This is a genomic window from Nonomuraea sp. B5E05, from assembly GCF_039880665.1.
Classification (GTDB): Bacteria; Actinomycetota; Actinomycetes; order Streptosporangiales; family Streptosporangiaceae; genus Nonomuraea.
Window position 1 is genome coordinate 20,650 of sequence record NZ_JBDPMJ010000021.1, and the last position, 26,208, is coordinate 46,857.

Genomic DNA, 26,208 nt, shown 5'->3' on the forward strand with positions numbered 1-26,208 from the left:
GGAGGGAGAGCATGGAAAAAATCTACAGGCCGTTTCGGCTGATCACGTCCCTGTACCAGAGGGCGCTGTCCTTGGGCGTCCTGGTTTGTGTCCCATAGTCCACATGGACGATGCCGAAACGCCGCCGGTAGCCCTCCGCCCACTCGAAGTTGTCGAGCAGCGACCAGACCAGATATCCGCGCAGGTCCGCGCCCGCCTCGATGGCCCGGTGCACCTCGCGCAGGTGCCCGTCCAGGTATGCCACCCGCTCGTCGTCGTGCACGCGCCCGTCCTCCACGACGTCCTCGAAGGCCGCGCCGTTCTCCGTGACCATCAGGCCGACCTGCGGGTAGTCCCGCGAGAGGCGTACGAGCAGCCTGGACAGGCCGTCCGGCACGATGGGCCAGCCCATCGCGGTCGTCGGCGCGTCCGCCGCGGCGAACCTGACGTTCTCCGAGCCCGGCCACGCGGCGTCCGCGGGCAGCCCTGGGCCCGCCTCGACCACGCACGGGTTGTAGTAGTTGATGCCCACCAGGTCGATCGGCGCGTTGATGAGCGCGAGGTCGCCGTCCTGGATGTGGCCGGTCCCGCCGTTGCGGGCCGCCGCGTCCAGCACCTCCTGGGGGTACGTCCCGTACACCGCCGGGTCCAGGAACTGCCGGGTCAGCAGCGTGTGGATGCGGTGGGCGACGGCCGCGTCCGCCGCGTCCGGCACCGCGGAGGGGTTGTTGACCTGGGCGGGGGTGAGCACCGGCGCCGAGTTGACCACCAGCATGATGCTCGGCGCGCCTCCGGAGCGCAGCCGCCGCGCGGCCAGCCCGTGGCCGAGCAGCAGGTGGTGCGCGGCGCGCATGGCGTCGGCCGGGAGGCGGCGGCCCGGGGCGTGCAGGCCGTTGCCGTAGCCGAGGAACGCCGCCACCCAGGGCTCGTTCAGCGTCGCCCAGTCGTTGACGCGGTCGCCGAGCCGGTCGTGTACGGCCTGGGCGTAGTCGGCGAACCGGTAGGCCGTGTCGCGGTGGGTCCAGCCGCCGCGTTCTTCGAGGGTTTGGGGGAGATCCCAGTGATAAAGCGTGACGTAGGGCGAAATTTCGGCGGCTAGTAGTTCATCGACGAGCTTGTCGTAGAACGCCAGGCCGCGCGGGTTGATCGGCCCCGCGCCGTCGGGCTGGATGCGCGGCCAGGCGATCGAGAACCGGTAGGCCGCCAGCCTCAGCTCGCGCATCAGCCCGACGTCGTCCCGGTAACGGTGATAGTGGTCGCACGCCACGTCGCCGGTGTCGCCGTCCGCCACGTTGCCGGGGGTGTGGGAGAAGGTGTCCCAGATCGACTGTCCCCGCCCGTCCTCCTTGACCGCCCCCTCGATCTGGTACGAGGCCGTGGCGGCTCCCCAGACGAAGTCCTCGGGAAAAATCATCCCTTCACAGCTCCTTGCATGATTCCGCCGATGATTTGCTTGCCGAACAGGGCGAAGACGGCAACGAGCGGCAGCGTGCCGATCGCCGTTCCGGCCAGGCCCAGCACGTAGTCGTTGACGTATCCGCTGGCCAGCGTCGACAGGGCGACCTGGACCGTCGGGTTGTCCGGGCTCAGCACGACCAGCGGCCAGAAATAGTCGTTCCAGGCCGACATGAAGGTCAGCATGCCGAGCACGGCCGCCGCGGGCCGGGCCGCCGGCAACACGACGTGCCAGAACAGGCCCCACGTCGTGCACCCGTCCACCCGCCCGGCCTCCAGCAGTTCGGTGGGCAGGGCGCGCGAGAGGTACTGCGTCATGAAGAACACGCCGAACGCGTTGACCAGCGCCGGCACGATCAGCGCGTAGTTGGTGCCGGTCCACTCCAGCTTCACCATGAGCATGTAGAGCGGGATGATGCCGAGCTGCGCCGGGACCATCATGGTCGCCACGGTGATCACCAGCATGGCGTTCTTGCCCCGGAACCTGAGCTTGGCGAAGGCGAACCCGGCCAGAGTCGAGAAGAACATCACCGCGATGGAGATCGATCCGGCCACGATGATGGAGTTGAGCAGCGCGAGCCCGAAGGGGACGGTGTCGAAGACCCTGGCGATGTTGGCGAAGAAGTTGCCGCCGGGCAGCAGCGGCGGCGGCACCTCGGCCAGGGCCGAGTTGTGCCGGGAGGCCACCACGACGCTGTAGTAGAGCGGGAACGCCGAGAAGAAGGCGACCGCGGTCAGGGTCAGATAGCGCAGCCTCACACCAGCCCTCCCTTCGACCTGCGGGTGATCAGGAAGTTGATTCCGGCCACGATCACCACGGCCAGGAACATCAGCCAGGACGCTGCCGAGGCGTAGCCGAAGTCGAACGTCGAGTTCGCGAAGCCCTGCTCGTAGACGAAGAGCGCCAGGGTCTGGAACTGCCGGTCTGGCCCGCCGGTGGCGATGCCGCCCCCGCCGCCGCTGCTCTGGCCGAACAACATGGGCTCGGCGATGATCTGCATGGCGCCGATCGTGGAGACGATGACCACGAAGATCATCGTCGGCCGGATCATCGGGATGGTGATTCTGCGCAGCTGCGTGAAGTTGCCAGCCCCGTCGAGGGTGGCGGCCTCGTACAGCTCGCGCGGCACGGCCTGCATGGCGGCCAGGAAGATCAGCGCGTTGTAGCCGGTCCAGCGCCACATGATCATCACCGAGAGGGCGACGTGCGAGCTCGCGGTGCCCGCCGCCCAGTCGATGCTGCCGACCCCGAACCACGACAGGACCCAGTTGATCATGCCGAAGTCGCGGCCGAAGAGCTGGCTGAAGATCACCACCACCGCCACCACGCTCGTGACGTTGGGCAGCAGCAGCGAGACCCGGAACAACGTCTGGAACCGCAGCCGCCGGTTGAGCAGGTGCGCCAGCCAGATGGCCAGCGCGAGTTGCGGCACCGTCGACAACACGCCGATCGAGAGCGTGTTGAATGTGGCGTTCCAGAAGTAGTCGTCGGCGAGCAACGTCGCGAAGTTGTCCAGCCCGACGAACGTCTGGGTCTCCGACAACAACGTCCACTCGTGCAGGCTCACCCAGGCCGTGTAGATGAGCGGGAACAGCCCGAACGCGCAGAACAGCAGGAAGAACGGCGCCACGTAGGCGTACGGCGACACCCTCACGTCGAGGGTGTGCCGCACGCCCTGCCCGCGCCGTCGCGTGACCGCGAGGGGAAGAGTGCTCATTTGATCTTCTTGACGTCCTCGAGCACCTGCGCCCACGCCTCGTCCGGCGTCTGCTTGCCCTGCTCCACCCGGCCGAGCCCGTTGCCGATGGCGACCCGGACGTCAGCCTCCTTGGGGCCGAGGTGCTGCGGCTTGAGCGCCTTGGCCGCGTCGGAGTAGATCTTGCCGATGGGGGCGTCGCCGAAGAACGGCTTGGTGAAGTTCTGGATCTCGGGGTCGTCGTAGAGCGCCGGGATCGAGGGGAACGTGCCCTCCTCCTTGAACACCTTGGCCTGGTTCTCCTTGGAGGTGAGGAAGTCGATCAGCTCGGCCGCCTCCTTCGGGTGCTTGCTCTGCTTCGGCACCATCAGGTGCGAGCCGCCGCTGTTGCCCGAGCCGCCGGGCACGGTCGCGATGTCCCACTTGCCGGAGGCGTCCTTGGCCTGCTCCTGGATGAAGCCCGTCATCCAGGCCGGGCAGATGATCGTGGCGAACGAGCCCTTGGCGAAGCCGGTGTTCCACGGCGGGGAGAAGGCCGCCAGCTTCGCGGTCAGGCCTTCCTGGGTGAGCTGGTTCGACAGGTCCCAGGCCTTCTTCACGTCGGGGTTCGAGTCCACGATGATCTGGTCCTGGGCGTCGTACAGGCCGACGGGGGCCTGGTTGACCATGGCGCGGAAGATCTCACCGGGGGAGTCGACGAACTTCGCGCCGGCCACGTCGGCCGCGGCGAACTTCTTGCCGGTCGCGATGTACTCGTCCCACGTCGGCCAGAGCGCCGCCACCTCCTCGCGGTCGCTCGGCAGGCCCGCCTTCTCGAACAGGTCCTTGCGGTAGCACATGGCCAAACCGCCCACGTCGGTGCCGAGCCCGAGCACCTGCGAGCCGTCCTTGCTCAGGCCCTGCTGCCACTTCCAGTCGAGGTAGTCGGCCTGCCGCTTGTCGAGCCCGAACTGCTTGAGGTCGGTGAACTTCGCGGGCTGCGCGGTGAAGGTGCTGATGTAGCCGACCTCGACGGCCGTGACGTCGCCCGCGCCCGCGTTCGTGGCCAGCCGCTTGACCAGGTTGTTGTGGTGGTCGTTGAACTGCGTGACGTTCTCGACGATCTCGATGTCGGGATGCGCCCTCTTGTATTCCTCGTAGAGAGGTTTGAACCCGAAGTCGCCGAAGAGGTCGACGGTCAGCTTGATCTTCTCGCCGGGGTCGGCGCTCGCCTCTGCGGCGGAGTCCCCGCCACCGCCGCCGCCGCACGCGGCCGCCAGGGTGAGCGCGGACGCGGCGAGCAACGACAGGCCGATCCGCCGGATACGAGGGGTCATCGGAAACCCTCCTGGGTAGGTGCTGAAGGGTGGAGAGAGCGCTCTCTCAAGAGATTCCAGGCGTCTGTGCGGCTCTGTCAACGGATCTCGCATAACAATCGGCGTTATGAAGAGAGCGTTCTCACGAGCCGGGCAGATGTCCGGCAGGCGTCGTGCGGGGGCTGATCAGTCGCTGAGTACGCGGCCGGCCATCCGGGCGTACATCCGGCCGGGGCTCGGCGCCCTGGTCAGGAACCCGGGCAACATCGGCAGGCCGACGGCGAACGGGTCGAGCCGCTCGTACAGCTCGTCGGCGTCCGCCGGCCGGTCGTCCGGCTTCTTCTCCAGCAGTTGCGCCAGCAGCGCGCCCAGCTCTCCCGGCAGCCCGGGCAGGGCGGGCGGACGCTCCTTGACCTGCTTCTCGAAGACCACGTAGTCGGTGGGACCGGTGAAGAGCTGGCGTCCGGCAAGCATCTCGTGCAGGACGCAGCCGAGCGAGTAGAGGTCGCTGCGCGGCTCGGCGACGCCGTGCTGGATCTGCTCGGGCGCCATGTACGCCGGCGTGCCCAGGATCTGGCCGATCCTCGTGAACGTGGTGACGTCCGCGTCACGGAGCATGGCCAGCCCGAAGTCCAGCACCTTCACGCTGCCGTCGGGGCAGAGCATGAGGTTCGTCGGCTTGAGGTCGCGATGGCAGATCGACAGCGCGTGGGCCGCCGACAACACCGCGCACGCCTGGGCCGCGATCGCCGCCGCCCACGGCACGGGCAGCGGACCGTGCTCGCTGACCACGTCGGCCACCGTGACGCCCTCGATGAACTGCATCACCTGGTAGAGCCGCTGATCGTGGGCGCCGAAGTCGTACAGCACGGGGGCGCCGGGGTGCTCCAGCCTGGCCAGGATGCGGGCCTCGCGGATGAACCTGCGCTCCAGCTCCTCGTCGGGCCCGCTGGGCAACCTGAGCAGCTTCACCGCGACCCGGCGATCGAGGTGGCGGTCGTGGCCCGCGTAGACCGCGCCCATGCCGCCCTGCCCTAGGGGAAGGTCGTCGAGCTCATAGCGGTCGCCGATGACCATTCGCCCTCCTGCCGCCTTTTCGGGAAAAAACTACACCGTCAGGACGGCGAGGAGTGCCGTCGAACGGAGGAGCGGCGGGAGCGCAGCGGCCAGAGCGGGGCCGCGAGGGAGTGCCGTCGCCTGGAGGAGTGGCGGGAGCGGAGCGACCAGAGCGGGGGAAGGCGGCGGCGTCTGGCGACCGAGCCCGCCGAACGGAGTGAGGCCATGAGCACGTGCCCGCCTCACGGAGTGAGGCCATGAGCGGGCGGGTGCAGGTGGCCGTCGGCGAGCCCGTCGAGGCCCAGCCTGATGAGCGTCTGTCCCAGGACGGCGGTCTCGCGCAGGGCGTCCTCCAGCACGGCGAGTTGCCGGAACGCCGCGCCGTAGGCCTGCTGATCCCGCAGCGACAGGCGCGGCAGCCGGGTGCGGCGCACGTCGAACCTGCTGGAGCCGGTCGTCACCCGGCCGCCCGCGGCCCGCAGGAAACCGGCGAGGAAGTCGGGGTCGAGCCGCCCGGCGTCGACGCGGTAGAGGGTCAGGTGGGGCCCCAGCACCGCGCCGTCGTCGGCCATCACCCGCACCGCCGAATAGGAGGCCACCACGTCGCCGGGGCGGATCGCGACCAGCCCCTGCTGCGTGCTGGTGAGCCCGGACGGCGAGGTGCCGTTGAGCACGTCGTCGGTGGTCAGCACCGGGATGTCGCCGCCGTCCGCGGCCATCTTGGGCGGGGCCTGCGCGGAGGTCACCAGGCCCTCCTTGATCAGGTCGCCCAGCGTGGTGGCGGGCTGGTCGAGCGGCTGCTCCAGGACCTTGAGGTCGGGCGGCACGGCGGCGGCCGCCAGGAACCGGTCGCGGGCCTCGGCGAACGCCCGCCCGACGTCGTCACGCCGCTGGTGGCGGGCCGGGGTCATGTCGACCTCGTCGGCCAGCAGGTCGATGATGCGTACGGTCTGGTCGGAACGGTCCTCCAGGTAGGCCTGCCAGGCCGGCTCGACCAGCGACAGGTCGGCTGTGGCGTCGAGGATCAGCACGTCGGACGGCGGCCGCTCGCCCGCCGCGGGGCGGCGCAGCAGCCACAGGTCGGAGCCGGGCAGCGCCACGACAGCCCGCAGCGCGCCCGCGCGCAGCAGGTTGGCGCGGATGCGGCGGCCGGCCTTGCGGCTGGCGGCCGCCGGGGGCATGAGGATGGCGACCAGGCCGCGCGGTTTGACGTGGGTGAGGCAGTGCTGCACCCATGCCAGCTCGGGCTCGCCGCGCGGCGGCAGGCCATGCTCCCAGCGCGGGTCGCCGGTCAGCTCCTCGTAGCCCCAGGCACGTTCGTTGAACGGCGGGTCGCACACCACCGCGTCGGCTCGCTCGCCGGCGAACCCGTCGTGGCGCATGGAGTCGCCCGCCGCGACCGTGGCCTCGATGCCGCGCAGCCGGAGCCGGGAGGCGGTGATGGCCGCCGACGTCTCGCTCAGCTCCTGGCCCAGCATCCTGGCGGGCATCCTGCGCTCACCGCCGTCCTGGCCATGAACCGAGCGTGCGGGGGCGAGCAGCAGCGTCCCGACGCCGCAGGCAGGGTCGAGGATGGTGGCGCCGTCCGGGCTGACGAGCCGGACCATCAGCTCGGCCACGTCGTCGCGGGTGACGGAGAGCTGCCTGGAATGCGCTTCGAGGTAGCGCTCACACAGGAACTCGTACGCGGTCAGCGGGCCGTGCTGCCCGGCCAGCTCCAGGATCAGCTCGGCCAGCTCCGGGTCGAGCCCGACCGGCTCGTCGACCGCCCTGGCGCCCTCGGCGGCGCGCTCGACGCCGGGGTCGCCCCCGGCGGCGTGGGGGGCGCCGTCGCCGGCGTGAGGCCGCTCGCCGTCCTGGCCGGGCCCGTCGACGGCGTAGTTTCCTGGGGCGGGAGAGGAGGCGAGGGCCTGCGCATGGCGGGTCAGGAGCACCCCGGCCTGGGCCACCAGCTCGCCCAGTCGCAAATCGCCGGCGGCTTTCAGGCGTTGCCACACCCGATCACCCAGGGAGACCTGGTAGGACTTCCCGTAGCGACGCAGCCAGGACTCGACCTGCCGCAGCGAGAACAGCGGCTGGTTGGCGGTGCCCCCGACGGGGTGGGGGAAGTCGTCGTGGCGGCGGCGCCAGTTGCTCACCGCGGCACGCCCGACACCGGCGAGCCGGGCGATGTCCCCGGCGTTGACGGTCGGGTCGTGGCTCATGGGGCCCACAGTAGTTCACAAGAGTCTTCAGCGCATCTGCTTGTGAAGTCTTTCAACCAATGATTTACTGCAGGGTATGAAGCACAACATCCGCTATGCCGCCGGATCAGACGTGGGCCGCCGCAGGGAGCAGAACGAAGATTCCGGCTATGCGAGTGGCCGGTTGCTCGTGGTGGCTGACGGGATGGGTGGGCACGCCGCCGGCGAGCTGGCGAGTTCGGCGGCGATCGCCGTCATGCGGGAGCTGGATGCCACGCTTCCCGAGAGCGGCGCCGACCTGGAGGCGGCGCTGGAAGGCGCCGTGCACGAGGCGGCCCGCAGGCTGGTCGAGCTGGCCGACATCGACCCCGCGCGCAGGGGGATGGGGACCACGGTGACCGCCATGTTGTGGGACGGCTACCGGTTCGCCCTTGCTCATCTTGGTGACTCCCGCGGATATCTGCTTCGCGACGGCGCTCTCTACCAGATGACCAAGGATCACACACTTGTGCAGTCGATGGTGGACGAAGGGCGGATAACGGAGGACCAGGCGGCCGTGCACCCCAGGCGCTCGATGGTGCTGCGGGTGCTGGGCAGCGAGGGCAGGGCGGAGCCGGACATGGCGCTGCGCGAAGCCGAGCCTGACGATCGCTACCTCCTCTGCTCCGACGGTCTCACGACCGTGCTCGGGCCCGAGGTCCTGCACGAGGTGCTGACCACGGTGGCAGACCCTGGTGCGGCCGTCCAGCGGTTGATAGATCTGGCCAACGAGGGCGGCTCACCCGACAACGTGACCGTGATCGTGGCCGACGTCGTCGCGCCGGGCGCCGGAGAGGTGAGCGTCTACCGTGTGGGCGCAGGTTCCTGATCTTCGCACCGGCCAGACCCCACGAGCCGCAGGAGTCTCGTCTGGTCAGATGAGCTTCGTCGGTGTGCTGATGTCCCTACAGCCACAGCGCCAAATTTCGCCTCATAGCAAGACACTTTCGCAGTGACGCACGCGTATGCGCGATGACGCTATTACAGTCCATCGTGATTTGTCGGTTATCTGGGAGGTGTCACCCTGGACCCGATCGCGGACGAGCTACTGAAGACGGTGCGGCAGGAACTCGGCTACAGGGAGAAGAGCGGCCAGGTCACCAAGTTCGGTCAGTGGTATGCGGATCGCGTCCAAGACACCCAGTATCGCAACGCGCCATGGTGCGACATGTTCCTCGCCTGGGCCGCGGACAAGGCCGGCCTCAGCGAATACGTGGGCCAATTCGCGTGGACACCCTCCCACGCGGCCTGGTTCATCAAGCAGGACGCGTGGACGCGGAAGCCCGAGCCGGGAGCGCTGGTCTTCTTCGACTGGCGCGGCGGCAAGAGTTACAAGGGTGTCGACCATGTGGGCGTCGTGGAGCGCGTCGCCGGCAAGAAGATCCACACGATCGAGGCCAACGTCGACCGCGAGTGGCTCAAGCGCAAGACCCGCGAGACGGACAAGGTCGTCGGCTACGGCGTCCCGCGATTAGTCAAGGCGAACGCCGAGCGGCTCGACGAGATCCGGTCGACCGAGCGGCCGTTCGTGTACGCGCCGCGACCGGAGACGGGCAACGGCTCGCCGCTGGACGTCTTAGGCACCCCGCTCGCGCTGCTCGCCGCGATGGTGCTCACCACGATCGTGCTCACGCTGCGCGTGACCGGCCGCCGCCGCGGCACCCACCGCCGCTTCACCTGGCCCTGGAACGCGCCAACCACCCACCGTCCCGCCAAGACCTCCTCCGGTACGCGATCTCCGAAGGTCCGGGAGAAGGCACGGGCCGCCGCCCAGCCCGGCCCCGCCCAGCGCCACCCGGCCCCCGAGCAGTCCGCCGGCCCTGCGAGGATCCGCGTCCCCGCCGGCCCGGCGCACCAGGCCACCGGCCGGGCCACGCCCACCCGGCGCCGCCCGTACGAACCCCGCTGACCGCACGTCCTTCCGGTAAGGGGGCGCTAGGACGGGAGGTCGATGACGGCCTTGACGTCGTGGCTCGGCTCGAAGGCCTCCAGGGCGCGCTCCAGCGGCAGCCGCCGGGTGATCAGCCGCTCCAGCCACGCGATGTCCGCCTGGGCCAGCGCCGCCGCCGCATCCCTGAAGTGGCGCAGGTTGCCGTTGACCGTACCGAAGATCACGTCGTTCTCCAGCACGATGTCCCGGTTGATCACCCCGGCGTCCACCCGGTGCGTACGCCCTCCAGAGGTGAGGCCGCACAGGCAGACGATGCCCGTGGCGGCGGTGGTGCGCATGGCGTCGATGACGAGTTGCCCCACGCCCGTGCACTCGATGATGATGTCCGGCTTCGCATCGGCGAACGGCTCCAGCCCCGTGCCCGAGTGGTAGGTGCCGCCCAGGTCCTCCACCAGGCTGGACTTGAGCCCTTTGGGGGCGCGGTCGAGCACGTGCACCTCGAGCCCTCGCTGGCGGCCGAGGAGCGCGGCCAGCAGCCCGATCGGCCCCGCGCCGGTCACGAGCAGCGTGCGTGGCTCGAACCAGGACCGCGACCCGATGCGCTCGATCTGCTCCCACGCCTTGGCGACCACGGAGGTGGGTTCGACCAGCATGCCGACGCTCTCCAGCGAGGGGTCGAGGCGCACGGCGTAGCCGGCTTCGACGACCCAGCGCTCGCTGGCGTACCCGTCGAGGTCTTTGATGCCCCGCTCGGTGTAGCGGCCGTTGCGGCACATGTCGAACTCGCCCCGCTCGCAGGCCCCGCAGGGCACGGGGTCGGGGCGGCGTACCACGCCCACCACCAGGTCTCCGGGTGAGAAGGCGGATCCTTGGGGCGACTGGAGCACCCGGCCCAGCGACTCGTGCCCGATGACCATGCGTTGCCTGCCCGGCGGCGGCCAGCCGTATTCGGCGGCGGCCAGTTCGCGGTCCGTCCCGCAGATGCCCAGGGCCAGCCCTTGGACGAGCAACTCGCCCTGGCCGGGCTGGGGTTCGGGTAGTTCCTCGACGCCGAGTGTCCCCTGTTTGCCCGGTGCGAACGTCAGTGCACGCATCGCGCTCACCTCCTCCAGCGGGCCCCTACCCCGGACGGGCTTGGGAAATAGTAGGACGTCCTAGTATCTTCGGAGGTGACACCCTCACGAAGGAGTGAACAGGCGTGCACGTCCCGGTACACCCAGTCCGTTTCGTGACCGCCGCGGCCCTGTTCGACGGCCATGACGCGGCGATCAACATCATGCGACGCATCCTCCAGTCACAGGGGGCCGAGGTCATCCATCTCGGGCACAACCGGTCGGTCGACGAGATCGTCACGGCCGCCATCCAGGAGGACGCCCAGGGCGTGGCGATCAGCTCGTACCAGGGCGGGCACGTGGAGTTCTTCTCCTACCTGGTGGAACTGCTGCGCGAACGCGGCGCGGGCCACGTCAGGGTGTACGGAGGCGGCGGAGGAGTGATCGTCCCCGAGGAGATCGAGCTGCTGCACTCGCGCGGCGTCGCCCGCATCTTCTCGCCCGAGGACGGCCAGCGCTACGGACTGCCCGGGATGATCAACAAGCTGATCGAGGAGTGCGACGTCGAGCTGGACGACCCGCCCTCGGTGGAGGCCGTGGTCTCCGGCGACCAGGCTGCCCTGGCCCGGGCGATCACGCTCGTGGAGTCCGGGCGCGCCCCCGCCGACCTGATGGAGGGCCTGCGGGCCGCGGGGTCGAAGGAGGGCGACGCGAGGGCGCCGGTGCTCGGCATCACGGGCACGGGCGGCTCGGGGAAGTCCTCGCTGACCGACGAGCTCGTCCGCAGGTTCCGCGTCGACAACGACGACAAGCTGCGCATCGCGATCATCGCCATCGACCCCACCCGCAGGCGCGGCGGCGGCGCGCTGCTCGGCGACCGCATCAGGATGAACAGCCTGGGACCCCAGACCTACTTCCGTTCCCTGGCCACCCGCGGCGCCGCCAACGAGGTGCCCGCCTGCCTCGACGACGTGATCACCGCCTGCCGCGCGGCCGGTCACGACCTGGTGATCGTGGAGACGCCCGGCATCGGCCAGGGCGACGCCGGCATCGTCCCGCACGTCGACGTGCCCATCTACGTGATGACGCCCGAGTTCGGCGCGGCCTCCCAGCTGGAGAAGATCGACATGCTCGACTTCGCCGAGGCCGTGGTGATCAACAAGTACGAGCGGCGCGGCGCGGAGGACGCCCTGCGTGACGTGCGCCGCCAGCTCGTACGCAACCGCGAGGCGTTCGGGGTGTCCCCGGACGAGATGCCGGTCTTCGGCACCATCGCCGCCCGCTACAACGACAGCGGCGTGACGGCCCTCTACCAGCACCTCAAGCCGCTCCTGCTGCCCGGCGCCGGCGCCGGGCTGCTGCCCCGGGTGTCCGAGCGCACCTCCAGGGCCTCGGCCGCCATCGTCCCGCCCGCCAGGGCGCGCTACCTGGCCGAGATCGCGGAGACCGTGCGCGCGTACCACGCCGAGACCCTCGCCCAGGCGGAGGTGGCCCGCCGCCGCCAGCAGCTCGCCGCCGTACGGTCGCTGCTGGAGGAGGGCGACGGGCGGCTGGCCGAGCTCGAAGCCCAGGCCGAGCGGGAGCTCAGCGACGAGAGCCGGGCGCTGCTCGACGCCTGGCCCGCCGTCAAGGAGCGCTACACCGCCGACGAGCTGGTGGTGAAGATCCGCGACCGCGAGATCCACACCCCGCTCTGGCGCGAGACGCTCTCCGGCAACCGCGTTCCCAGAGTCGCCCTGCCCCGCTACACCGACCACGGCGACCTGCTGCGGTTCCTGCGCGGCGAGAATCTGCCGGGCATGTTCCCCTTCACCGCCGGGGTGTTCCCGTTCAAGCGCGCCGACGAGGATCCGACCAGGATGTTCGCCGGTGAGGGCGACCCGTTCCGCACCAACAGGCGCTTCAAGCTGCTGTCGGAGGGCCAGCCCGCGACCCGGCTGTCCACCGCGTTCGACTCGGTCACGTTGTACGGCCACGACCCCGACCTGCGGCCCGACATCTACGGAAAGGTCGGCACCTCGGGCGTCTCCATCGCGACGCTCGACGACATGAAGGTGCTCTACGACGGCTTCGACCTGGCCGCGCCCAACACGTCGGTGTCCATGACGATCAACGGGCCGGCTCCCACGATCCTCGCCTTCTATCTCAACGCCGCCATCGACCAGGCCCGCGACCGGTTCCGGGCCGAGCACGGCCGCGACCCCGGCGAGCAGGAGGACCGCGACCTGCGCGCCCGCACCCTGGCCACGGTCAGGGGCACCGTCCAGGCCGACATCCTCAAGGAGGACCAGGGGCAGAACACCTGCATCTTCTCCACGGAGTTCTCGCTGCGGATGATGGCCGACATCCAGGAGTGGTTCATCCGCAACGGCGTGCGCAACTTCTACTCGGTCTCGATCTCCGGCTACCACATCGCCGAGGCCGGGGCCAACCCCATCAGCCAGCTGGCCTTCACCCTGGCCAACGGCTTCACGTACGTGGAGGCGTACCTGGCCAGGGGCATGAAGATCGACGACTTCGCCCCCAACCTGTCGTTCTTCTTCTCCAATGGCATGGACCCCGAGTACAGCGTGCTCGGGCGGGTGGCCCGCCGCATCTGGGCGGTGGCCATGCGGGAGAGGTACGGCGCCGGCGAGCGCTCGCAGAAGCTGAAGTACCACATCCAGACCTCGGGACGGTCCCTGCACGCGCAGGAGATGAACTTCAACGACATCCGCACCACGCTCCAGGCGCTGATCGCCGTCTACGACAACTGCAACAGCCTGCACACCAACGCCTTCGACGAGGCCGTGACCACGCCGTCGGCCGACTCGGTGCGCCGGGCCATGGCGATCCAGCTCATCATCAACAAGGAGTGGGGCCTGGCCAGGAACGAGAACCCGCTGCAGGGTTCGTTCATCATCGACGAGCTCACCGACCTGGTGGAGGAGGCGGTGCTCGGCGAGTTCGAGCGCCTGTCGGACCGGGGCGGCGTGCTGGGCGCGATGGAGACCGGCTACCAGCGCGGCAAGATCCAGGACGAGTCGATGTTGTACGAGATGCGCAAGCACGACGGCTCGTTGCCCATCGTCGGCGTCAACACCTTCCGCAACGGCGCGCACGGCGAGGACTCCGACCCGCACAAGCTGGAGCTGGCCAGGGGCACGGAGGAGGAGAAGCAGTCGCAGCTCGACCGCCTGCGCGCCTTCCACGAGCGCAACCGCTCGGAGGCGCCCGCCCAGCTCGCCCGGCTCCGTGAGGCGGCGATGTCGGAGGAGAACGCGTTCGAGGTGCTGATGGACGCGGCCCGCGCCTGCTCGCTCGGCCAGATCACGGACGCGCTGTTCGAGGCCGGAGGCCAGTACCGCCGCAACGTCTGAAAGGTCCGCTGGCGGGATTCCGTCAGGGCGCGTTCTCGCCGGCGGATGACCTACCCGACCTCGCGGGCGTACGCACGCGCGTGCGACTCGGCTGGCACGCCGCCCGCCACGGGTGAGCCTGACCCCCTGGTTCGTGGATTTCCGGCACAACCTGATATCCAGTGAATCGAACATCGCTACCAGGAGGCACTCATGTCCGACGTCACGTTCAAGGGCAACCCCATCACCGTAGGCGGCTCCTTCCCCAAGCCGGGCGACAGCGCGCCCGCGTTCCGCCTGGTCGGCGACGACCTGAGTGAGCGCACGCTCGCCGACTTCGGCGGGCAGACCAAGGTGCTCAACATCTTCCCGAGCCTCGACACCGGCGTGTGCGCGGCCTCGGTGCGCCGCTTCAACCAGGTGGCGGCCGAGCACCCCGGCGTGGCCGTGCTCTGCATCTCCGCCGACCTGCCGTTCGCGCAGAAGCGGTTCTGCGGTTCCGAAGGGCTCGACAAGGTGACCACGCTCTCGCTCATGCGGGGCCGCGAGTTCCTGGCCGACTACGGTGTCGCGCAGGAGTCGGGGCCGCTGGCCGGGCTGGCCGCGCGCGCGGTCGTCGTGCTCGACGGCGACAACAAGGTGGTCTACTCCCAGCTGGTGCCGGAGATCACGCAGGAGCCCGACTACGAGGGTGCGCTGGCCGCTCTCAAGTGAGCCATGAACTCCGCGGCCAGCTCCATTAGGTGCTCGTCGCCCGTGGCGGTGTGCTGGAGGTCGATGATCACCGCGTGGACCCCGGCCTCCGCCGCGGCGGCGAGATAGTCGCAGATCTGGGCGACCGTGCCGCTCCACGGCGGCCTGCCGGTCTCCGTGATCTCGGGGTTGGTCCGCAACACCATGCGGAGCGCGCCGGGGTCACGCCCGGCCCGCTCCGCCGTCTCGCACACCGTCCGCCACATCGCGGTGAGCATCGGGATCGGCAGCGAGGCCGTCAGCCAGCCGTCGGCCCTGCGGCCGATGCGGCGCAGCGCGGGTGCGGCGAAACCGCCCAGGTAGATCGGCGGGCGGCGGGCCGGCTTGGGCTCGATGTGGCTGGGCACGATCGTCCACGGCTCGTGCTCGAACGACACGGGATCGTCACGCCAGATCGCCTCCAGCGCGTCGAGCGTGGCGTCATAGCGGCTCGCCCGGTCCCGCCAGGGCACGCCGGCGGCGGCGTACTCGTCGGACGACCAGCCGAGCCCCAGGCCGACGTCCAGCCGGCCGCCGCTGAGATGGTCGATCGTGGTGAGCGAGCGGGCCAGCACCACCGGGGGATACCAGCAGGCGTTGAGCGCGCTGGTGCCCAGCCGGATGGCGGAGGTCGCCGAGGCCGCCACCGCGAGCACCGCGAACGGGTCGAGGAACACCCGGTGCGCCTCGGGGATCCGGCCGTCGCCACCCGGATAGCGGTCTTTGGGCCGCAGCGGCGTCAGCAGCCGGTCGCCCGCCCACAGGCCGGCGAACCCCATCGACTCGGCCTCCCGCGCCACCCGCAACACGCTGGACAGCGCGGCGAACCTGCCGTATTGCGGCACGGCCAGCCCGACGTCCATCAGGTCTTCCCGCCCAGGCCGCGCATGGCGTGGATTCTACGGGTCCGCATCGCTTTAGGCTCGTGTTGTGGAAGACGACACCGGTGTGCAGGTGAGGGTTCCGGAGACCGTACGACGGATCGTGTCGCTGGTGCCGTCGCTGACCGAGTCGGTGGCGGCCACCGTGCCCGAGGCGCTGGCAGGGGCGACCGACTGGTGCACGCATCCGGCCGACCTCGACGTGGCCAGGGTCAGGGGCACGAAGAACCCCGACCTCGACGCGATCAGATCGTTGCGACCCGACGTGGTGCTGGCCAACGCCGAGGAGAACCGCCCGCCCGACATCGAGGCGCTGCGCGCGGCGGGCGTCCCCGTCTGGGTGACGAGGATCGAGACCCTGGACGAGGCCTTCGCCTCCCTGGGCCGGATGTTCGCCCACGCGTGCCGTACCGACCGGCCCGGGTGGCTGGACGCGGCGGAGCGGGCGTGGCGCGCGCCCGCCGAGGGCCCGCGGCGCACGGCGATCGTGCCGATCTGGCGGCGGCCGTGGATGGTGGTGGGACGCGACACGTTCACCGGTGACGTGCTGCGGCGCCTCGGCGTGGACAACCTCTACGCGGGCCACGCCGAGCGCTATCCCAAGATCCCGCTGTCCGAGCTGGCCGGGTGCGGGCCCGACCTGGTGGTGCTGCCGGACGAGCCGTACGCGTTCTCCGAGACCGACGGGCCCGAGGCCTTCCCCGGGCTCACCTGCGCCCTGGTCAGCGGCCGTCTGCTCACGTGGTACGGCCCGTCGCTCGTGCAGGCGCCCGCCCTGCTCCGCCGCGCCCTGGGCTGACCGGTCAGCCCGTCGTGCGACCCTGGCCGGCGGGCCCGTGGACGCCGATCGTGGCGTCCACGGCGGAGGTGGAGAGCACGTGCTGCATGACGATGACCGCCATCCCGACGATTCCCGCCCGCTCGCCCAGCGACGTGGTGACGATCTCCAGGTTCGCGGTCGTGTACGGCAGGCTGCGCCGGTGGACGACCTCCCTGATGCCCGTCAGGTAGTGCTCCCTGGTGTCGGCCATGTCGCCGGCCAGCACCAGCACGCCCGGGTTGAGCAGGCTGACCGCCGTGGCCAGCACGAGGCCCAGCGTGCGCCCGGCCTCCTGGGTGCGCGCGATGGCCGCGGGATCGCCCGCCTGGACGAGGCGGACGACGTCGCGGCTGGACGCGTGGCCCAGGTCGGCGGCCACGGCGTGGCCGCTGGCCAGCGAGGCCACGCAGCCGCGCGAGCCGCAGGTGCAGACGCGGTCGTCGGTCTCGTGCAGCCGCACATGCCCAAGGTTTCCGGCGGCGTCCTCAACGCCGCGATATATCGACCCGTTGAGTACGATGCCGGTGCCTATCCCGGTCGACACCTTGACGAGGACCAGGGACTTCGTGTCCCGCCACGTCGACCACCACTCGCCCAGCGCCATCGCGTCGGCGTCGTTCTCGACCATGACCGGCACGTCGTAGGCCGCGCCGAAGGCCTCCCCGACCGGGTGATCGTCCCATCCCGGCATCAGGAACGACCCGATCAGCCGGCCGGTGCCGTGGTCCACCGAGCCCGGCACGTCCAGGCCGATCCCGCACACCTCGCCCGGCGCCCGCCCGGCCCTGTCGAGCAGGCGCCGGAACGCCTGCCGCACCCACGACAGCACGGCCTCGGGCCCGAGCTCGATGCGCATCGCGGTGCGCTCCTCGGCCAGCGACCTGGCCGCCAGGTCGGTCAGCGCCACCCTGACGTGGGCGGCGCCCAGATCGGCCACCAGCATCAGCCGCCTGGCGGCGTCCACGGCGAGCACCGAGGGCGGCCGCCCGCCCCCGGACACGGCCACCCCCGACTCGTGGATGTAGCCGGCGTCGATGAGCCGGTCGACCCGGTCGGTGATCGTCGAGCGGGACAGGCCGGTGTGCTCGATCAGTTCTCTGCGCGTCCGGCAGGTGCCCTGGCGGATGAGCTGGAGGATCTGCCCTGCCGTCAGCATGGGCCGCGGCGCCGGGCGTTCACCTGCGCCCCTCGCGGAGGGTGCGAATTGTTCTCGTAGCGGGCGATCGAGGAAAGCGCCGGTCCGGTCTCCGCGAAGACACGCCTGACTCGATCACATTCGGCGTCATCGTAACGATCTACTCTGATGTTATTTCGGTCATCAGAAGGCCACCGGCCCGCCACGTCGAGGGCCTCGAAGCCTTGCGCTGTCGCTGTTCGAGCGATGTCGGTAAGGTCGCTTTCCGCAAGACACGTTGCCAGAGACCCCAATTTCATCAGCCACCTCCAGCTCGAAGTCGTAGACTTACGACTGTTACGAGCGCAACTAGGGTGTGCAAACAACGACTAAATCTTTGACTTTTGTTTGATCATAAAGCGTAAGTGTGGGGAATGCGCGTCATCACCTTTGAAGAGCCAGGCCAAGTCCGCGTCAATCTGGAGCCACCCGCCGATCTCGCGCCGGGCTCCGTGCGCGTACGCACCATCTACTCCGGGGTTTCGGCGGGCACCGAACTCACCGCCTATCGAGGCACCAACCCCTACCTCAGCCGCAAGTGGGACACCGAGCGCCGGCTCTTCGTCGACGGCCGGACGCATGCCTACCCGCTGTCCGGCTGGGGCTACCAGGAGGTCGGCGAGGTGGTGGAGGCGGCGCCCGACGTCGCCGATCCGCCTGTCGGCAGCCTCGTCTGGGGCATCTGGGGCCACCGCGCCGAAGCCGTCGTCCCGGCCGGCAGGCTCGTCGGCCACGTGCTGCCGCCCGGCGCCGACCCGCTGGGTGCTGTCCTCGCCCGGGTGGGGGCCATCGCGCTCAACGCCGTGCACGCCGCCGACGTGCACCTCGGCGACCAGGTCGCGATCTTCGGCCAGGGCGTCATCGGGCTGCTCGCCACCCGCCTGGCCGTGCTGAGCGGCGCCAGGGTGGTGGCCGCCGACGCCATCGCCGACCGGCTCGAGCTGGCCAGGGCGTTCGGCGCGGCCGAGACGTTCGACGTCACCTCGGGGTCGGTCGCCGAGTTCATGCGCAAGCGCGTCGAGGGCGCCGACACCGCCATCGAGCTCAGCGGCACCCACCAGGGCCTGCAGGAGGCGATCAGGACCGTGCGCAAGGGCGGCCGGGTCGTGGCCGCGGGCTTCTACCAGGGCGACGGCATGGGGCTGCGACTGGGCGAGGAGTTCCACCACAACCAGGTGCAGCTCGTCTCCTCCCAGATCGGCGGTGTCGCCTCGTGGCTGGCGCACCGGTGGGACGTCGAACGCCTGCAGCGCACGTTCATGGAGCTCGTGCACCGCGGCGAGGTCGAGGCGCGTGACCTCGTCACGCACGTCGTCCCCGCCGAGCGGGCCGCCGAGGCCTACGACCTGCTCGACAAGCACCCGTCAGAGGTGCTCCAGCTCGTCTTCGACTTTGAGGAGGCACAGTGAAGCTCGCCGTACAGGAGCAGCTTCTTCCCGGCCGCACGCTCCAGGAGAAGTACGCGTTCGCGGTCGACGCCGGGTTCGACGCCATCGAGCTGCGAGGCAAGGGCGATTTCCACTTCGCGGGCCGTCTGACCGAGCTCAAGCGGGCGCTGGCCGACGGCGTGGTCATGCCGACCGTGTGCGTGGACATGCCGCACTTCATCGGCGACTTCGACCCGGCCAAGCGCAAGGACGCCATCCAGCAGCTCAGGTCGCAGCTCACGGTGATCGGCGAGCTGGGCGGCATCGGCGTCATGACCCCCGCCTCCTGGGGCCAGTTCTCGCGCAGACTGCCGCCCTTCGAGCCGCCGCGCAGCGCCGCCGAGGACCGCGAGGTGCTGACCGAGGCACTCGGCATCCTCGGCGAGCACGCGCAGCGCAACGGCGTGCTGATCATGCTGGAGCCGCTCAACCGCTACGAGAACCACATGGTCAACACCCTGGCCGAGGCGGTCTCCTACTGCTCGATGGAGACGATCAGGATCGTCGGCGACACCTACCACATGAACATCGAGGAGGACGACCCCTGCCGCTCGCTGGCCGAGGCCTCCCCCTACATCGCGCACATGCAGATCAGCGAGTCCAACAGGAACCAGCCGGGCACCGGCCACATCGACTGGGGTGCGCAACTGGCCTCGCTCGACGCCGTCGGCTTCGACGGCTATCTCGCGCTCGAATGCCGGCTGCGCGGCGAGCCCGAGATCGTTCTTCCCCAGACCGCGGCCTTCGTCAGGAAATACCTGTGATCCGCGCGGCCGTGCGCGTCCTGGTGAGCAACTGGGACGGCAGCTACACGATCCCCTCCCGCCGCCTGTACCCGCACCAGTGGAGCTGGGACTCCGCCTTCGTCGCCATCGGCAACGCCCGCTGGTCGCCGCGCAGGGCCCGCTCGGAGCTGTTGTCGTTGTTCGGGGCGCAGTGGCGTGACGGCAGGGTGCCGCACATCGTGTTCAACCCCGCGGTGCCGGACGGCGCCTACTTCCCCGGCCCCGGGTTCTGGGGCTCGCGCGCTCCGTCAGGCTCCGCGACCTCCGGCCTAGTCCAGCCGCCGGTCCACGCGCTGGCGGTGTGGAAGGTGCACCTGGCCGAGCCGGACGTGGCGTTCCTGCGCCGGATCTACCCGCGGCTCGTGGCGCAGCAGGAGTTCCTGCGCGCCGCCAGACGGTCGCCCGAAGGCCTGGTCTCGATCGTGCATCCCTGGGAGTCGGGCATGGACAACAGCCCGGCCTGGGACCTGCCGCTCCAGGCGGTCGAGCCGGGCACCGCCGGTTTCGTCCGCAGGGACCTCGACGCCGTCAGCGCCGACGAGCGGCCCACCGACCGCGACTACGAGCGGTACGTCGCGCTGGCCCGCGCCTACCGTGACTCCGGCTACCGCGACCCCGGCGCGTTCCAGGTCGAGGATCCGCTGTTCAACGCCGCGTACGGCGTCGCCGAGTCCACCCTCGCCGAGATCGCCGAGGCGTGCGGGCTCGACCCCGCGCCCCACGAGCGCGAGGCGGCCGCGGTCACCTCCGCCATGGTCGAGCACCTCTACGACGACGGCCTCTTCCATGCCCGCGACGTGCGGACGGGCTGCCTGATCCGCTCCAGCAGCGCCGCCGGGCTGACCCCGCTCCTGCTGCCCGGCCTGCCGCGCGAGATCGTCAACACGCTGATCGGCACCGCGCTCGACCGGTTCGCGCTCAAGGACGGGGTGCTGCCCAGCTACTCGCCGGCCGCACCCGAGTTCGACACCGCCCGCTACTGGCGCGGCCCGAGCTGGATCAACCTGGCCTGGCTCGTCTGGCAGGGCCTCAAGGACCGCCGCCCCGACCTGGCGGCGCCGCTCGCCGAAGGGATGATCGGCGCGGTGTCCAGCGCCGGGTTCCGCGAATACTTCGACCCGTTCACGCTGCGCGGCCACGGTTGCCGCGACTTCAGCTGGTCAGCGGCTCTCATCCTCGACGTCGTGGCGGAGCACGGCCTGGAGGGCCTGCCTGCGGCGGGCGGCGAGGTCGGAGAGCAGCCGGGGAGCCTCGGCGAAGCCGGCGACGTCAGTGATCACGTGGTCGTGTAGCAGCCGGCCGCGCTCCCTGAGCAGGAGGACCGTCTCGTGCGAGAGGCGTTCCCTGTCCCAGGCGTGCGCCAGGCCGCGCGGCACCCGGCCGATCTGGGCGCAGCGCAGCGACAGCCCGTTGTGGTGGAACTCCTCGCCGAGCCGCACCTCGTGCGCCCCCTGCGTGTAGAAGGCCAGGTCCACCAGCGTGCCCTGCGGGCGCAGCAGCCTGAGCCCCAGGGCCAGCGCCCGGCACTGGCCGCGGCACTGGAACACCACGTCTGCGCCGCGGTCGTTCTGGCCGTGCCGCCAGCGGCGTTTCAGCACCACCGCCGGGTCGTCGCCGGCGGCCAGCACGTTCGCGCCGAGCGCCTGCGCGACCGCCAGCCGCTGCGGGGTCTCGTCCACGACCACGACCTCGGCCGCGCCGGAGGACAGTGCGAAACTCGCGGTCAGCAGCCCGACCACGCCGGCGCCAACCACCGCGACCCGCCGCCCGCGCACGCCGTCGCCGAGCTCCCCGACGGCCGGGCCGTGCAGGTCGTGGGCCGCGTGCAGCAGGCCGTTGGCGCAGATCGGGCCCATGTGGGCGACGTAGATGCCGAGCAGCGGGTCCAGGTCGTCCGGCACCGGGACGAACCTGTCGGTCAACGGGTCGGCCACGTACGCGGTGCGGTGCCCGTAACACATCGCGACCAGCGTCCCTGGGGTCACCGCCCGGGTGCGCGCCTCGACCACGCGTCCGACCTGCATGTAGCCGATGCCGCGCACCGGGTAGGCCACCGACGGCACGCCCTCCGTGAACAGTCCCAGCGCCGGGTCCCAGCTGGAGTGCAGGTAGGGGTTGGTGCCCTTGACGTAGGTCAGCTCGGTGCCGGCGGACACGCCGCTGTACACGGTCTCCACCATGAACCCGCCCTCTGGCACGTCGGGCAGCTTCTCCTCGACCAGGCGAACCTCGCCCGGGCCTTCGATGCTGACGAGGGTGCTGCTCATGGCGTCACCTCAAGGATGTCGCTCGGTTCGAGGAACACGGGAGCGCGCTCGGAGGCCGAGCGGGCCAGGGCGAGGGCGAGGCGATGCGTGCGCAGGGCCTCGCGGTACGGCACCCGCACATCCGCCTGCCTGCCCTGCACGGCGTTGACGAACTCCCGGTCGACCCGCGTCTTCGCCTGCCCGTCGTCCTCGATGACGCGCCGGCCGTCGATCAGCAGCCGGGTCTCGCTGACCTCCAGGGCGATGCGCTCGGCGCACACCTCCAGCCCGACCCGGTGCTTGTGGGTGAGCAGGCAGGAGGTGGCCAGCAGCCCGGCCGCGCCGCCGGCGAACCGCATCACCGCCGCAGTGGCCCGGTCGACCTCGCCGTGCTCCGCCGCCCCGTTGTTCTCGGCGGGTACGGCGTGCACCATCGTCACCTCGCCCACCAGGAGGCGGGCCAGGTCGAGCACGTGCACGGCCTGCTCGACGATCTGGCCGCCGGACATGCCGGCATTCAGCCACCAGCCGACCGGGGGGACCTTGTCGAGCCAGTGGCCGAGTGCGAGGCGTACGGGGCGGCCGGCCAGCAGGTCGCGCGCCTGCTCGACGATGTAGAGGTAACGCCAGTGGTGCCCGACAGCGGACGGCAAGGATCGTCTGTCGATTTCCGAGGAGATGTTCTCCGCGGTGAGGAGATCCAAGGAAAGCGGCTTCTCCACAAAGATTGGGATATCACACGACAAAACATCGAATTCCGGGGTTCCGTGCGCGAAAGGCGGCACGCAGACGTAGACGGCGTCCAAACCGCCGGCTGCGAGCAGGGCCTCATGGCCGCCATAGGCGGGGGCGCCGTGCCGCGCGGCCATGGCCTCGGCCCGGCCGAGATCGGTGTCGGCGATTCCGGCGATCGTCACATCGGGGAATCCGGACAGCACGTCTGCGTGGCGAGCGGCGACATTTCCGGCGCCTATGATGCCGATGCGAGTCATTGGGGACACAATCTCGCATATGCCACATCAGGCAGCCATCAAACAAACATGTTCATAAGCGCTTGTATCGGGCAGATGCCGTGACCTCATGAGATCGGGGCTGACGGCATGGAGACAGATTTGCGCGCCTTGTCCAAGGTCCAGAAATGGTACGGCCCGCACTCGAGCACCGCGGCCGACTGGCCGGTCGACGCCTTAATCCCGGCCAAGGGAAACACGACGGTGAGCGTCGTCCTGCCCGCTCGCAACGAGGAGAGCACCGTCGGGGACATCGTCACCGCGATCCGCCGCGACCTCGTCGAGCGCACGCCGCTCGTCGACGAGATCCTCGTCGTCGACTCCCGATCCACCGACGCGACCGCCGAGCGCGCACGCCGGGCGGGCGCCCGGGTGGTGGCGCAGGACGAGGTGCTCGCCCACCTGCCGCCGCTGACCGGCAAGGGGGAGGCGCTGTGGAAAGGGCTGGCCGCCTCCCGCGGCGACCTCATCGTGTTCGTGGACGCCGACCTGCGCAGTTTCGACGCGCACTACGTGACGGGACTGCTCGGGCCGCTGCTGACCGACCGCGGCATCCAGTTCGTCAAGGCGGCCTACGAGCGGCCGTACACGGGGGAGGACGGGGTCGTGCGGCGTGGCGCCGGCGGCCGCGTGACCGAGCTGGTGGCCAGGCCGCTGCTCAACATGTTCTGGCCGGAACTCGCCGGCTTCGCCCAGCCGCTCGGCGGCGAGTACGCCGCGCGGCGCCGGGTGCTGGAACGGGTGCCCTTCGTCACCGAGTACGGCGTGGAGTTCGGGCTCCTCGTCGACCTGCTCCAGCTCGTCGGGCTCGACGCGATGGCCCAGGTGGACCTGGGTCACCGTACGCACACCCACCAGCCGATCGACGCGCTCGGCCGCATGGCCGGGCAGATCCTGCAGACCGCCTGGTCCCGCCTGGAACGGCAGGACCGCGTGCTCGCGCCGGAGCCTCCTGCGCGCACGCTGTTGCAGTTCGGGCTCGAAGGGCGGGCCGATCTGGTGGACGTGGCCGTGGCCGAGCGACCTCCGCTCGCCTCCCTCGTCCTGGAGGAAGATGTGGCATGAAAGTCCTCATGAACGCGGGGCCGTGGCTCTCCATCCCGCCCCCTGGATACGGCGGCATCGAGAACGTCGTCGCCACGCTGGTGCCGGCGCTGCGTGAGCGCGGCGTCAGCGTCGTCCTGGCCGCCGCGGGATCGAGCACGCTCGAGGTGGACGAGCTGGTCCGCGTCTACGACGAGGGCCGGTTCCCTGAGTTGCAGAAGCCGTACAACCAGGTCATGGGCATCGCCCACGCGCACCAGGCCAGGGTGGTGGCCGAGCTGCGCGCCCGCGACGACATCGACCTCGTCCACGACCACCTGGAGGTGGTGGGGCCCGCGGTGTTGTCCGCGTTCGGCGGGCCGCCCGTCCTGCACACCCTCCACTGGGACCTGCGCAAACATCCGGCCTTCTACGGCTCGTTCCCGCCGTCGATCGCGGTCAACGGCGTGTCCGAGTCGCAGCTCGCCCGCGCCCCCGAGGCCCTGCGCGCGGCCTCGCTCGGCGCGATCCACCTGGCCACCCCGCTCGCCGACGGCGACGTGCGGGCCGAACGCGGCGAGCACCTGATCGTCATGGGCCGCATCTGCGGGCTCAAGGGCCAGCACGTGGCGGCCAGGATCTGCCAGAAGCTCGGGCTGCCGCTGGTGCTGGCCGGCCCGGTGTGCGGCCGTGGCTCCGCGGCCGAACTGGACGTGGTGGCCCAGAACCCGGACCACCCACTGCACCACCACCCGGACGTGCGCTACCACCTCGACCAGGTGTCCCCGTATCTCGACGAGGAGCTGGTCCGGTGGGTCGGCGCGGTGGGCGGCCAGGCCAGGGACCACCTGTACGCCTCCGCGAGGGCCGCCCTCTTCCCCCTCCAGTGGGACGAACCCGGCGGCACGGCCGTCGTCGAGGCGCTGGCGCTCGGGGTGCCCCCGGTGGGCCTGCGCCGCGGCTGCCTGCCGGAGATCATCGACCACGGTCGTACGGGCTTCCTGGCCGACACCGAGGAGGAACTGGCCGAGTGGGTCCTGCGGGTGGACGAGCTGGACCCGGAGGAGTGCCGCCGCGAGGCCCGCCGCCGCTTCTCTCCGTCCGTCATGGCCGAGCGCTACCTGACGCTGTACGAGCAGGTCACGCGCCCCTAGGAGAAGCCGCGGGGGAGCACGGCGACGGGGCAGGGGGCGGCCCGCAGCACCTTCATGGCCAGCTCGCCGAGGAACACCCGGTGCGGCTGCGCGTCCTCGCTGGCCGCGCAGACCAGCAGCTCGCCGGGCAACCAGGCGACGTCTTCCACCGCGGCGGCCACGTCGTGGCCCTCGGCGACCTCCGACTCGGCCTCGATGCCCGTGGTCTCCCAGGCCAGCCGGACGGCCAGCGCGAGATCGTCCCTCAGCCTGCCCTGGTCGTCCGTCCGCAGGTCGAGGGTGATCAGGCGGAGCGGCACCCCGAGCCGCAACGCCGCCTGCGCCACCCGCTCGACGGCCTCGTCGCACTGCGGCCGGTGCACGTAGGCCAGCGTGAGCCGGGCGAGCTCGCCGGCGGGCTCGTGCCCGGCGGGCGCCAGCATGACCGCCTCCGACGACAGGTGGAGCAGGTGGTTGGAGGTGGATCCGATCGTGATGCGGCCCTGCCGGCCGCCCGACCCCGAGCCGACCACGATCAGGTCGCTTCGGATCCTGCTGGCCACCACCGACAGCCCGCGCCCCGTGCCCCGGCTCTCGAACGTGATGTACTCGGCCTGCGCGTCGCCCAGCTCGTCCGCCGCGTGCGCCAGGTTGGCCTGCGCCTCCACCGCCAGCCCGGGGCTGGCCGGCGGGTAGATCGTGGCGACCGTGAGCTCGCCGCCGGTGAGGTGGGTGATCGCGGCGCCGAGCGCGAGCGCGTCGCGCCCGCCCGCGTCGTTCGTGTATCCGACGATCACGTGCTCACCGATCACGACTGCCTCCCTACCCGCTCCCACCAGGGAGTACGCGGTGCTCCCCACACCATGATCCGCCGGCTGCCCATCCGGACGAAGGATCTCGGACTTTCGACCGAGGCTTTTCCGGATTTTCCATCTCATGATGGAGGCATCTGATGATCTCTGTTCGTAAGGTCGTGTCCATCGCTCATTCAC

The 26,208-nt window shown here is 70.5% G+C and carries 22 protein-coding genes; 10 read left to right on the forward strand and 12 right to left on the reverse strand.

All coding sequences use genetic code 11. The features are described 5' to 3' along the window. Positions 1 to 22: 22 nt before the first annotated feature. The 6 genes from ABGB01_RS32255 to ABGB01_RS32280 form a co-directional block, all read right to left on the reverse strand. A complete protein-coding gene (locus ABGB01_RS32255; protein ID WP_347777275.1) occupies positions 23 to 1,393 on the reverse strand; it encodes a GH1 family beta-glucosidase in 1,371 nt (456 codons plus the stop codon). Next, complete coding sequence (locus tag ABGB01_RS32260; protein ID WP_347777276.1) at positions 1,390 to 2,193, reverse strand: carbohydrate ABC transporter permease; 804 nt, start codon at positions 2,191 to 2,193, stop codon at positions 1,390 to 1,392. Before ABGB01_RS32260 ends, ABGB01_RS32255 begins: the two co-directional genes overlap by 4 nt. Then, complete coding sequence (locus tag ABGB01_RS32265) at positions 2,190 to 3,152, reverse strand: sugar ABC transporter permease (protein ID WP_347777277.1); 963 nt, start codon at positions 3,150 to 3,152, stop codon at positions 2,190 to 2,192. The genes ABGB01_RS32260 and ABGB01_RS32265 overlap by 4 nt, the downstream gene beginning before the upstream one ends. Continuing rightward, a complete protein-coding gene (locus tag ABGB01_RS32270) occupies positions 3,149 to 4,447 on the reverse strand; it encodes an ABC transporter substrate-binding protein (RefSeq protein ID WP_347777278.1) in 1,299 nt (432 codons plus the stop codon). Before ABGB01_RS32270 ends, ABGB01_RS32265 begins: the two co-directional genes overlap by 4 nt. 165 nt (positions 4,448 to 4,612) lie before the next feature. Next, positions 4,613 to 5,503, reverse strand: a complete 891-nt coding sequence (locus ABGB01_RS32275) for a serine/threonine-protein kinase (RefSeq protein ID WP_347777279.1) — start codon at positions 5,501 to 5,503, stop codon at positions 4,613 to 4,615. Between the two features lie 221 nt (positions 5,504 to 5,724). Continuing rightward, entirely contained in the window at positions 5,725 to 7,686 is a 1,962-nt protein-coding gene (locus tag ABGB01_RS32280) for an N-6 DNA methylase (protein WP_347777280.1), read from the reverse strand. A gap of 76 nt (positions 7,687 to 7,762) precedes the next feature. Here ABGB01_RS32280 and ABGB01_RS32285 point away from each other — a divergent pair, with 76 nt between their 5' ends. Together ABGB01_RS32285 and ABGB01_RS32290 are read left to right on the forward strand one after the other, a co-directional pair. Further along, the gene (locus ABGB01_RS32285; protein WP_347643733.1) at positions 7,763 to 8,533 is read left to right on the forward strand and encodes a protein phosphatase 2C domain-containing protein; all 771 of its coding nucleotides are present in this window, start codon (positions 7,763 to 7,765) and stop codon (positions 8,531 to 8,533) included. A 228-nt stretch (positions 8,534 to 8,761) separates the two neighbouring features. After that, a complete protein-coding gene (locus ABGB01_RS32290; protein ID WP_347777281.1) occupies positions 8,762 to 9,613 on the forward strand; it encodes a CHAP domain-containing protein in 852 nt (283 codons plus the stop codon). Between the two features lie 26 nt (positions 9,614 to 9,639). Here ABGB01_RS32290 and ABGB01_RS32295 read toward each other — a convergent pair whose 3' ends face one another. After that, a complete protein-coding gene (locus ABGB01_RS32295; protein ID WP_347777282.1) occupies positions 9,640 to 10,689 on the reverse strand; it encodes a glucose 1-dehydrogenase in 1,050 nt (349 codons plus the stop codon). Positions 10,690 to 10,793: 104 nt separating this feature from the next. Between ABGB01_RS32295 and icmF the strand changes: the two genes are divergently transcribed. Beyond that, positions 10,794 to 14,006 (forward strand): fused isobutyryl-CoA mutase/GTPase IcmF, encoded by a 3,213-nt coding sequence (icmF, locus tag ABGB01_RS32300; protein WP_347777283.1) that lies wholly within the window; start codon positions 10,794 to 10,796, stop codon positions 14,004 to 14,006. Positions 14,007 to 14,198: 192 nt separating this feature from the next. Next, positions 14,199 to 14,699, forward strand: a complete 501-nt coding sequence (gene tpx, locus ABGB01_RS32305; RefSeq protein ID WP_347621715.1) for a thiol peroxidase — start codon at positions 14,199 to 14,201, stop codon at positions 14,697 to 14,699. On the opposite strand, the gene ABGB01_RS32310 is transcribed toward tpx, so the two are convergent. Then, positions 14,669 to 15,580: a TIGR03619 family F420-dependent LLM class oxidoreductase gene (locus ABGB01_RS32310; RefSeq protein ID WP_347777284.1), complete on the reverse strand. Its 912-nt coding sequence runs from the start codon at positions 15,578 to 15,580 to the stop codon at positions 14,669 to 14,671. The genes tpx and ABGB01_RS32310 overlap by 31 nt on opposite strands. A gap of 67 nt (positions 15,581 to 15,647) precedes the next feature. Between ABGB01_RS32310 and ABGB01_RS32315 the strand changes: the two genes are divergently transcribed. After that, positions 15,648 to 16,397: a helical backbone metal receptor gene (locus ABGB01_RS32315; protein ID WP_347777285.1), complete on the forward strand. Its 750-nt coding sequence runs from the start codon at positions 15,648 to 15,650 to the stop codon at positions 16,395 to 16,397. A 4-nt stretch (positions 16,398 to 16,401) separates the two neighbouring features. On the opposite strand, the gene ABGB01_RS32320 is transcribed toward ABGB01_RS32315, so the two are convergent. Further along, entirely contained in the window at positions 16,402 to 17,574 is a 1,173-nt protein-coding gene (locus tag ABGB01_RS32320; RefSeq protein ID WP_347777286.1) for an ROK family transcriptional regulator, read from the reverse strand. A gap of 392 nt (positions 17,575 to 17,966) precedes the next feature. On the opposite strand from ABGB01_RS32320, the gene ABGB01_RS32325 reads away from it, so the two are divergent. Continuing rightward, positions 17,967 to 19,001 (forward strand): zinc-binding alcohol dehydrogenase, encoded by a 1,035-nt coding sequence (locus tag ABGB01_RS32325; protein WP_347777287.1) that lies wholly within the window; start codon positions 17,967 to 17,969, stop codon positions 18,999 to 19,001. Continuing rightward, positions 18,998 to 19,783 carry a sugar phosphate isomerase/epimerase family protein gene (locus ABGB01_RS32330; RefSeq protein WP_347777289.1) on the forward strand — a complete coding sequence of 262 codons (786 nt, stop codon included), beginning with the start codon at positions 18,998 to 19,000 and terminating at the stop codon, positions 19,781 to 19,783. The genes ABGB01_RS32325 and ABGB01_RS32330 overlap by 4 nt, the downstream gene beginning before the upstream one ends. Positions 19,784 to 20,964: 1,181 nt before the next feature. On the opposite strand, the gene ABGB01_RS32335 is transcribed toward ABGB01_RS32330, so the two are convergent. Continuing rightward, the gene (locus ABGB01_RS32335) at positions 20,965 to 22,071 is read right to left on the reverse strand and encodes a zinc-binding dehydrogenase (protein WP_347777291.1); all 1,107 of its coding nucleotides are present in this window, start codon (positions 22,069 to 22,071) and stop codon (positions 20,965 to 20,967) included. Further along, positions 22,068 to 22,703, reverse strand: a complete 636-nt coding sequence (locus tag ABGB01_RS32340; RefSeq protein ID WP_347777293.1) for a Gfo/Idh/MocA family oxidoreductase — start codon at positions 22,701 to 22,703, stop codon at positions 22,068 to 22,070. Before ABGB01_RS32340 ends, ABGB01_RS32335 begins: the two co-directional genes overlap by 4 nt. Before the next feature lie 177 nt (positions 22,704 to 22,880). On the opposite strand from ABGB01_RS32340, the gene ABGB01_RS32345 reads away from it, so the two are divergent. Genes ABGB01_RS32345 through ABGB01_RS32355 form a run of 3 tightly spaced genes read left to right on the forward strand, consistent with a single transcriptional unit; the run spans position 22,881 to position 25,237 of the window. Beyond that, positions 22,881 to 23,126, forward strand: coding sequence for a hypothetical protein (locus tag ABGB01_RS32345; protein WP_347777294.1), 246 nt, complete (start codon positions 22,881 to 22,883; stop codon positions 23,124 to 23,126). A gap of 24 nt (positions 23,127 to 23,150) precedes the next feature. Then, the gene (locus tag ABGB01_RS32350; RefSeq protein WP_347777296.1) at positions 23,151 to 24,125 is read left to right on the forward strand and encodes a glucosyl-3-phosphoglycerate synthase; all 975 of its coding nucleotides are present in this window, start codon (positions 23,151 to 23,153) and stop codon (positions 24,123 to 24,125) included. Beyond that, the gene (locus ABGB01_RS32355) at positions 24,122 to 25,237 is read left to right on the forward strand and encodes a glycosyltransferase (RefSeq protein ID WP_347777298.1); all 1,116 of its coding nucleotides are present in this window, start codon (positions 24,122 to 24,124) and stop codon (positions 25,235 to 25,237) included. Before ABGB01_RS32350 ends, ABGB01_RS32355 begins: the two co-directional genes overlap by 4 nt. On the opposite strand, the gene ABGB01_RS32360 is transcribed toward ABGB01_RS32355, so the two are convergent. After that, positions 25,234 to 26,028: a universal stress protein gene (locus ABGB01_RS32360; protein ID WP_347777300.1), complete on the reverse strand. Its 795-nt coding sequence runs from the start codon at positions 26,026 to 26,028 to the stop codon at positions 25,234 to 25,236. The two genes, ABGB01_RS32355 and ABGB01_RS32360, sit on opposite strands and share 4 nt — an antisense overlap. Between the last annotated feature and the right edge of the window lie 180 nt (positions 26,029 to 26,208).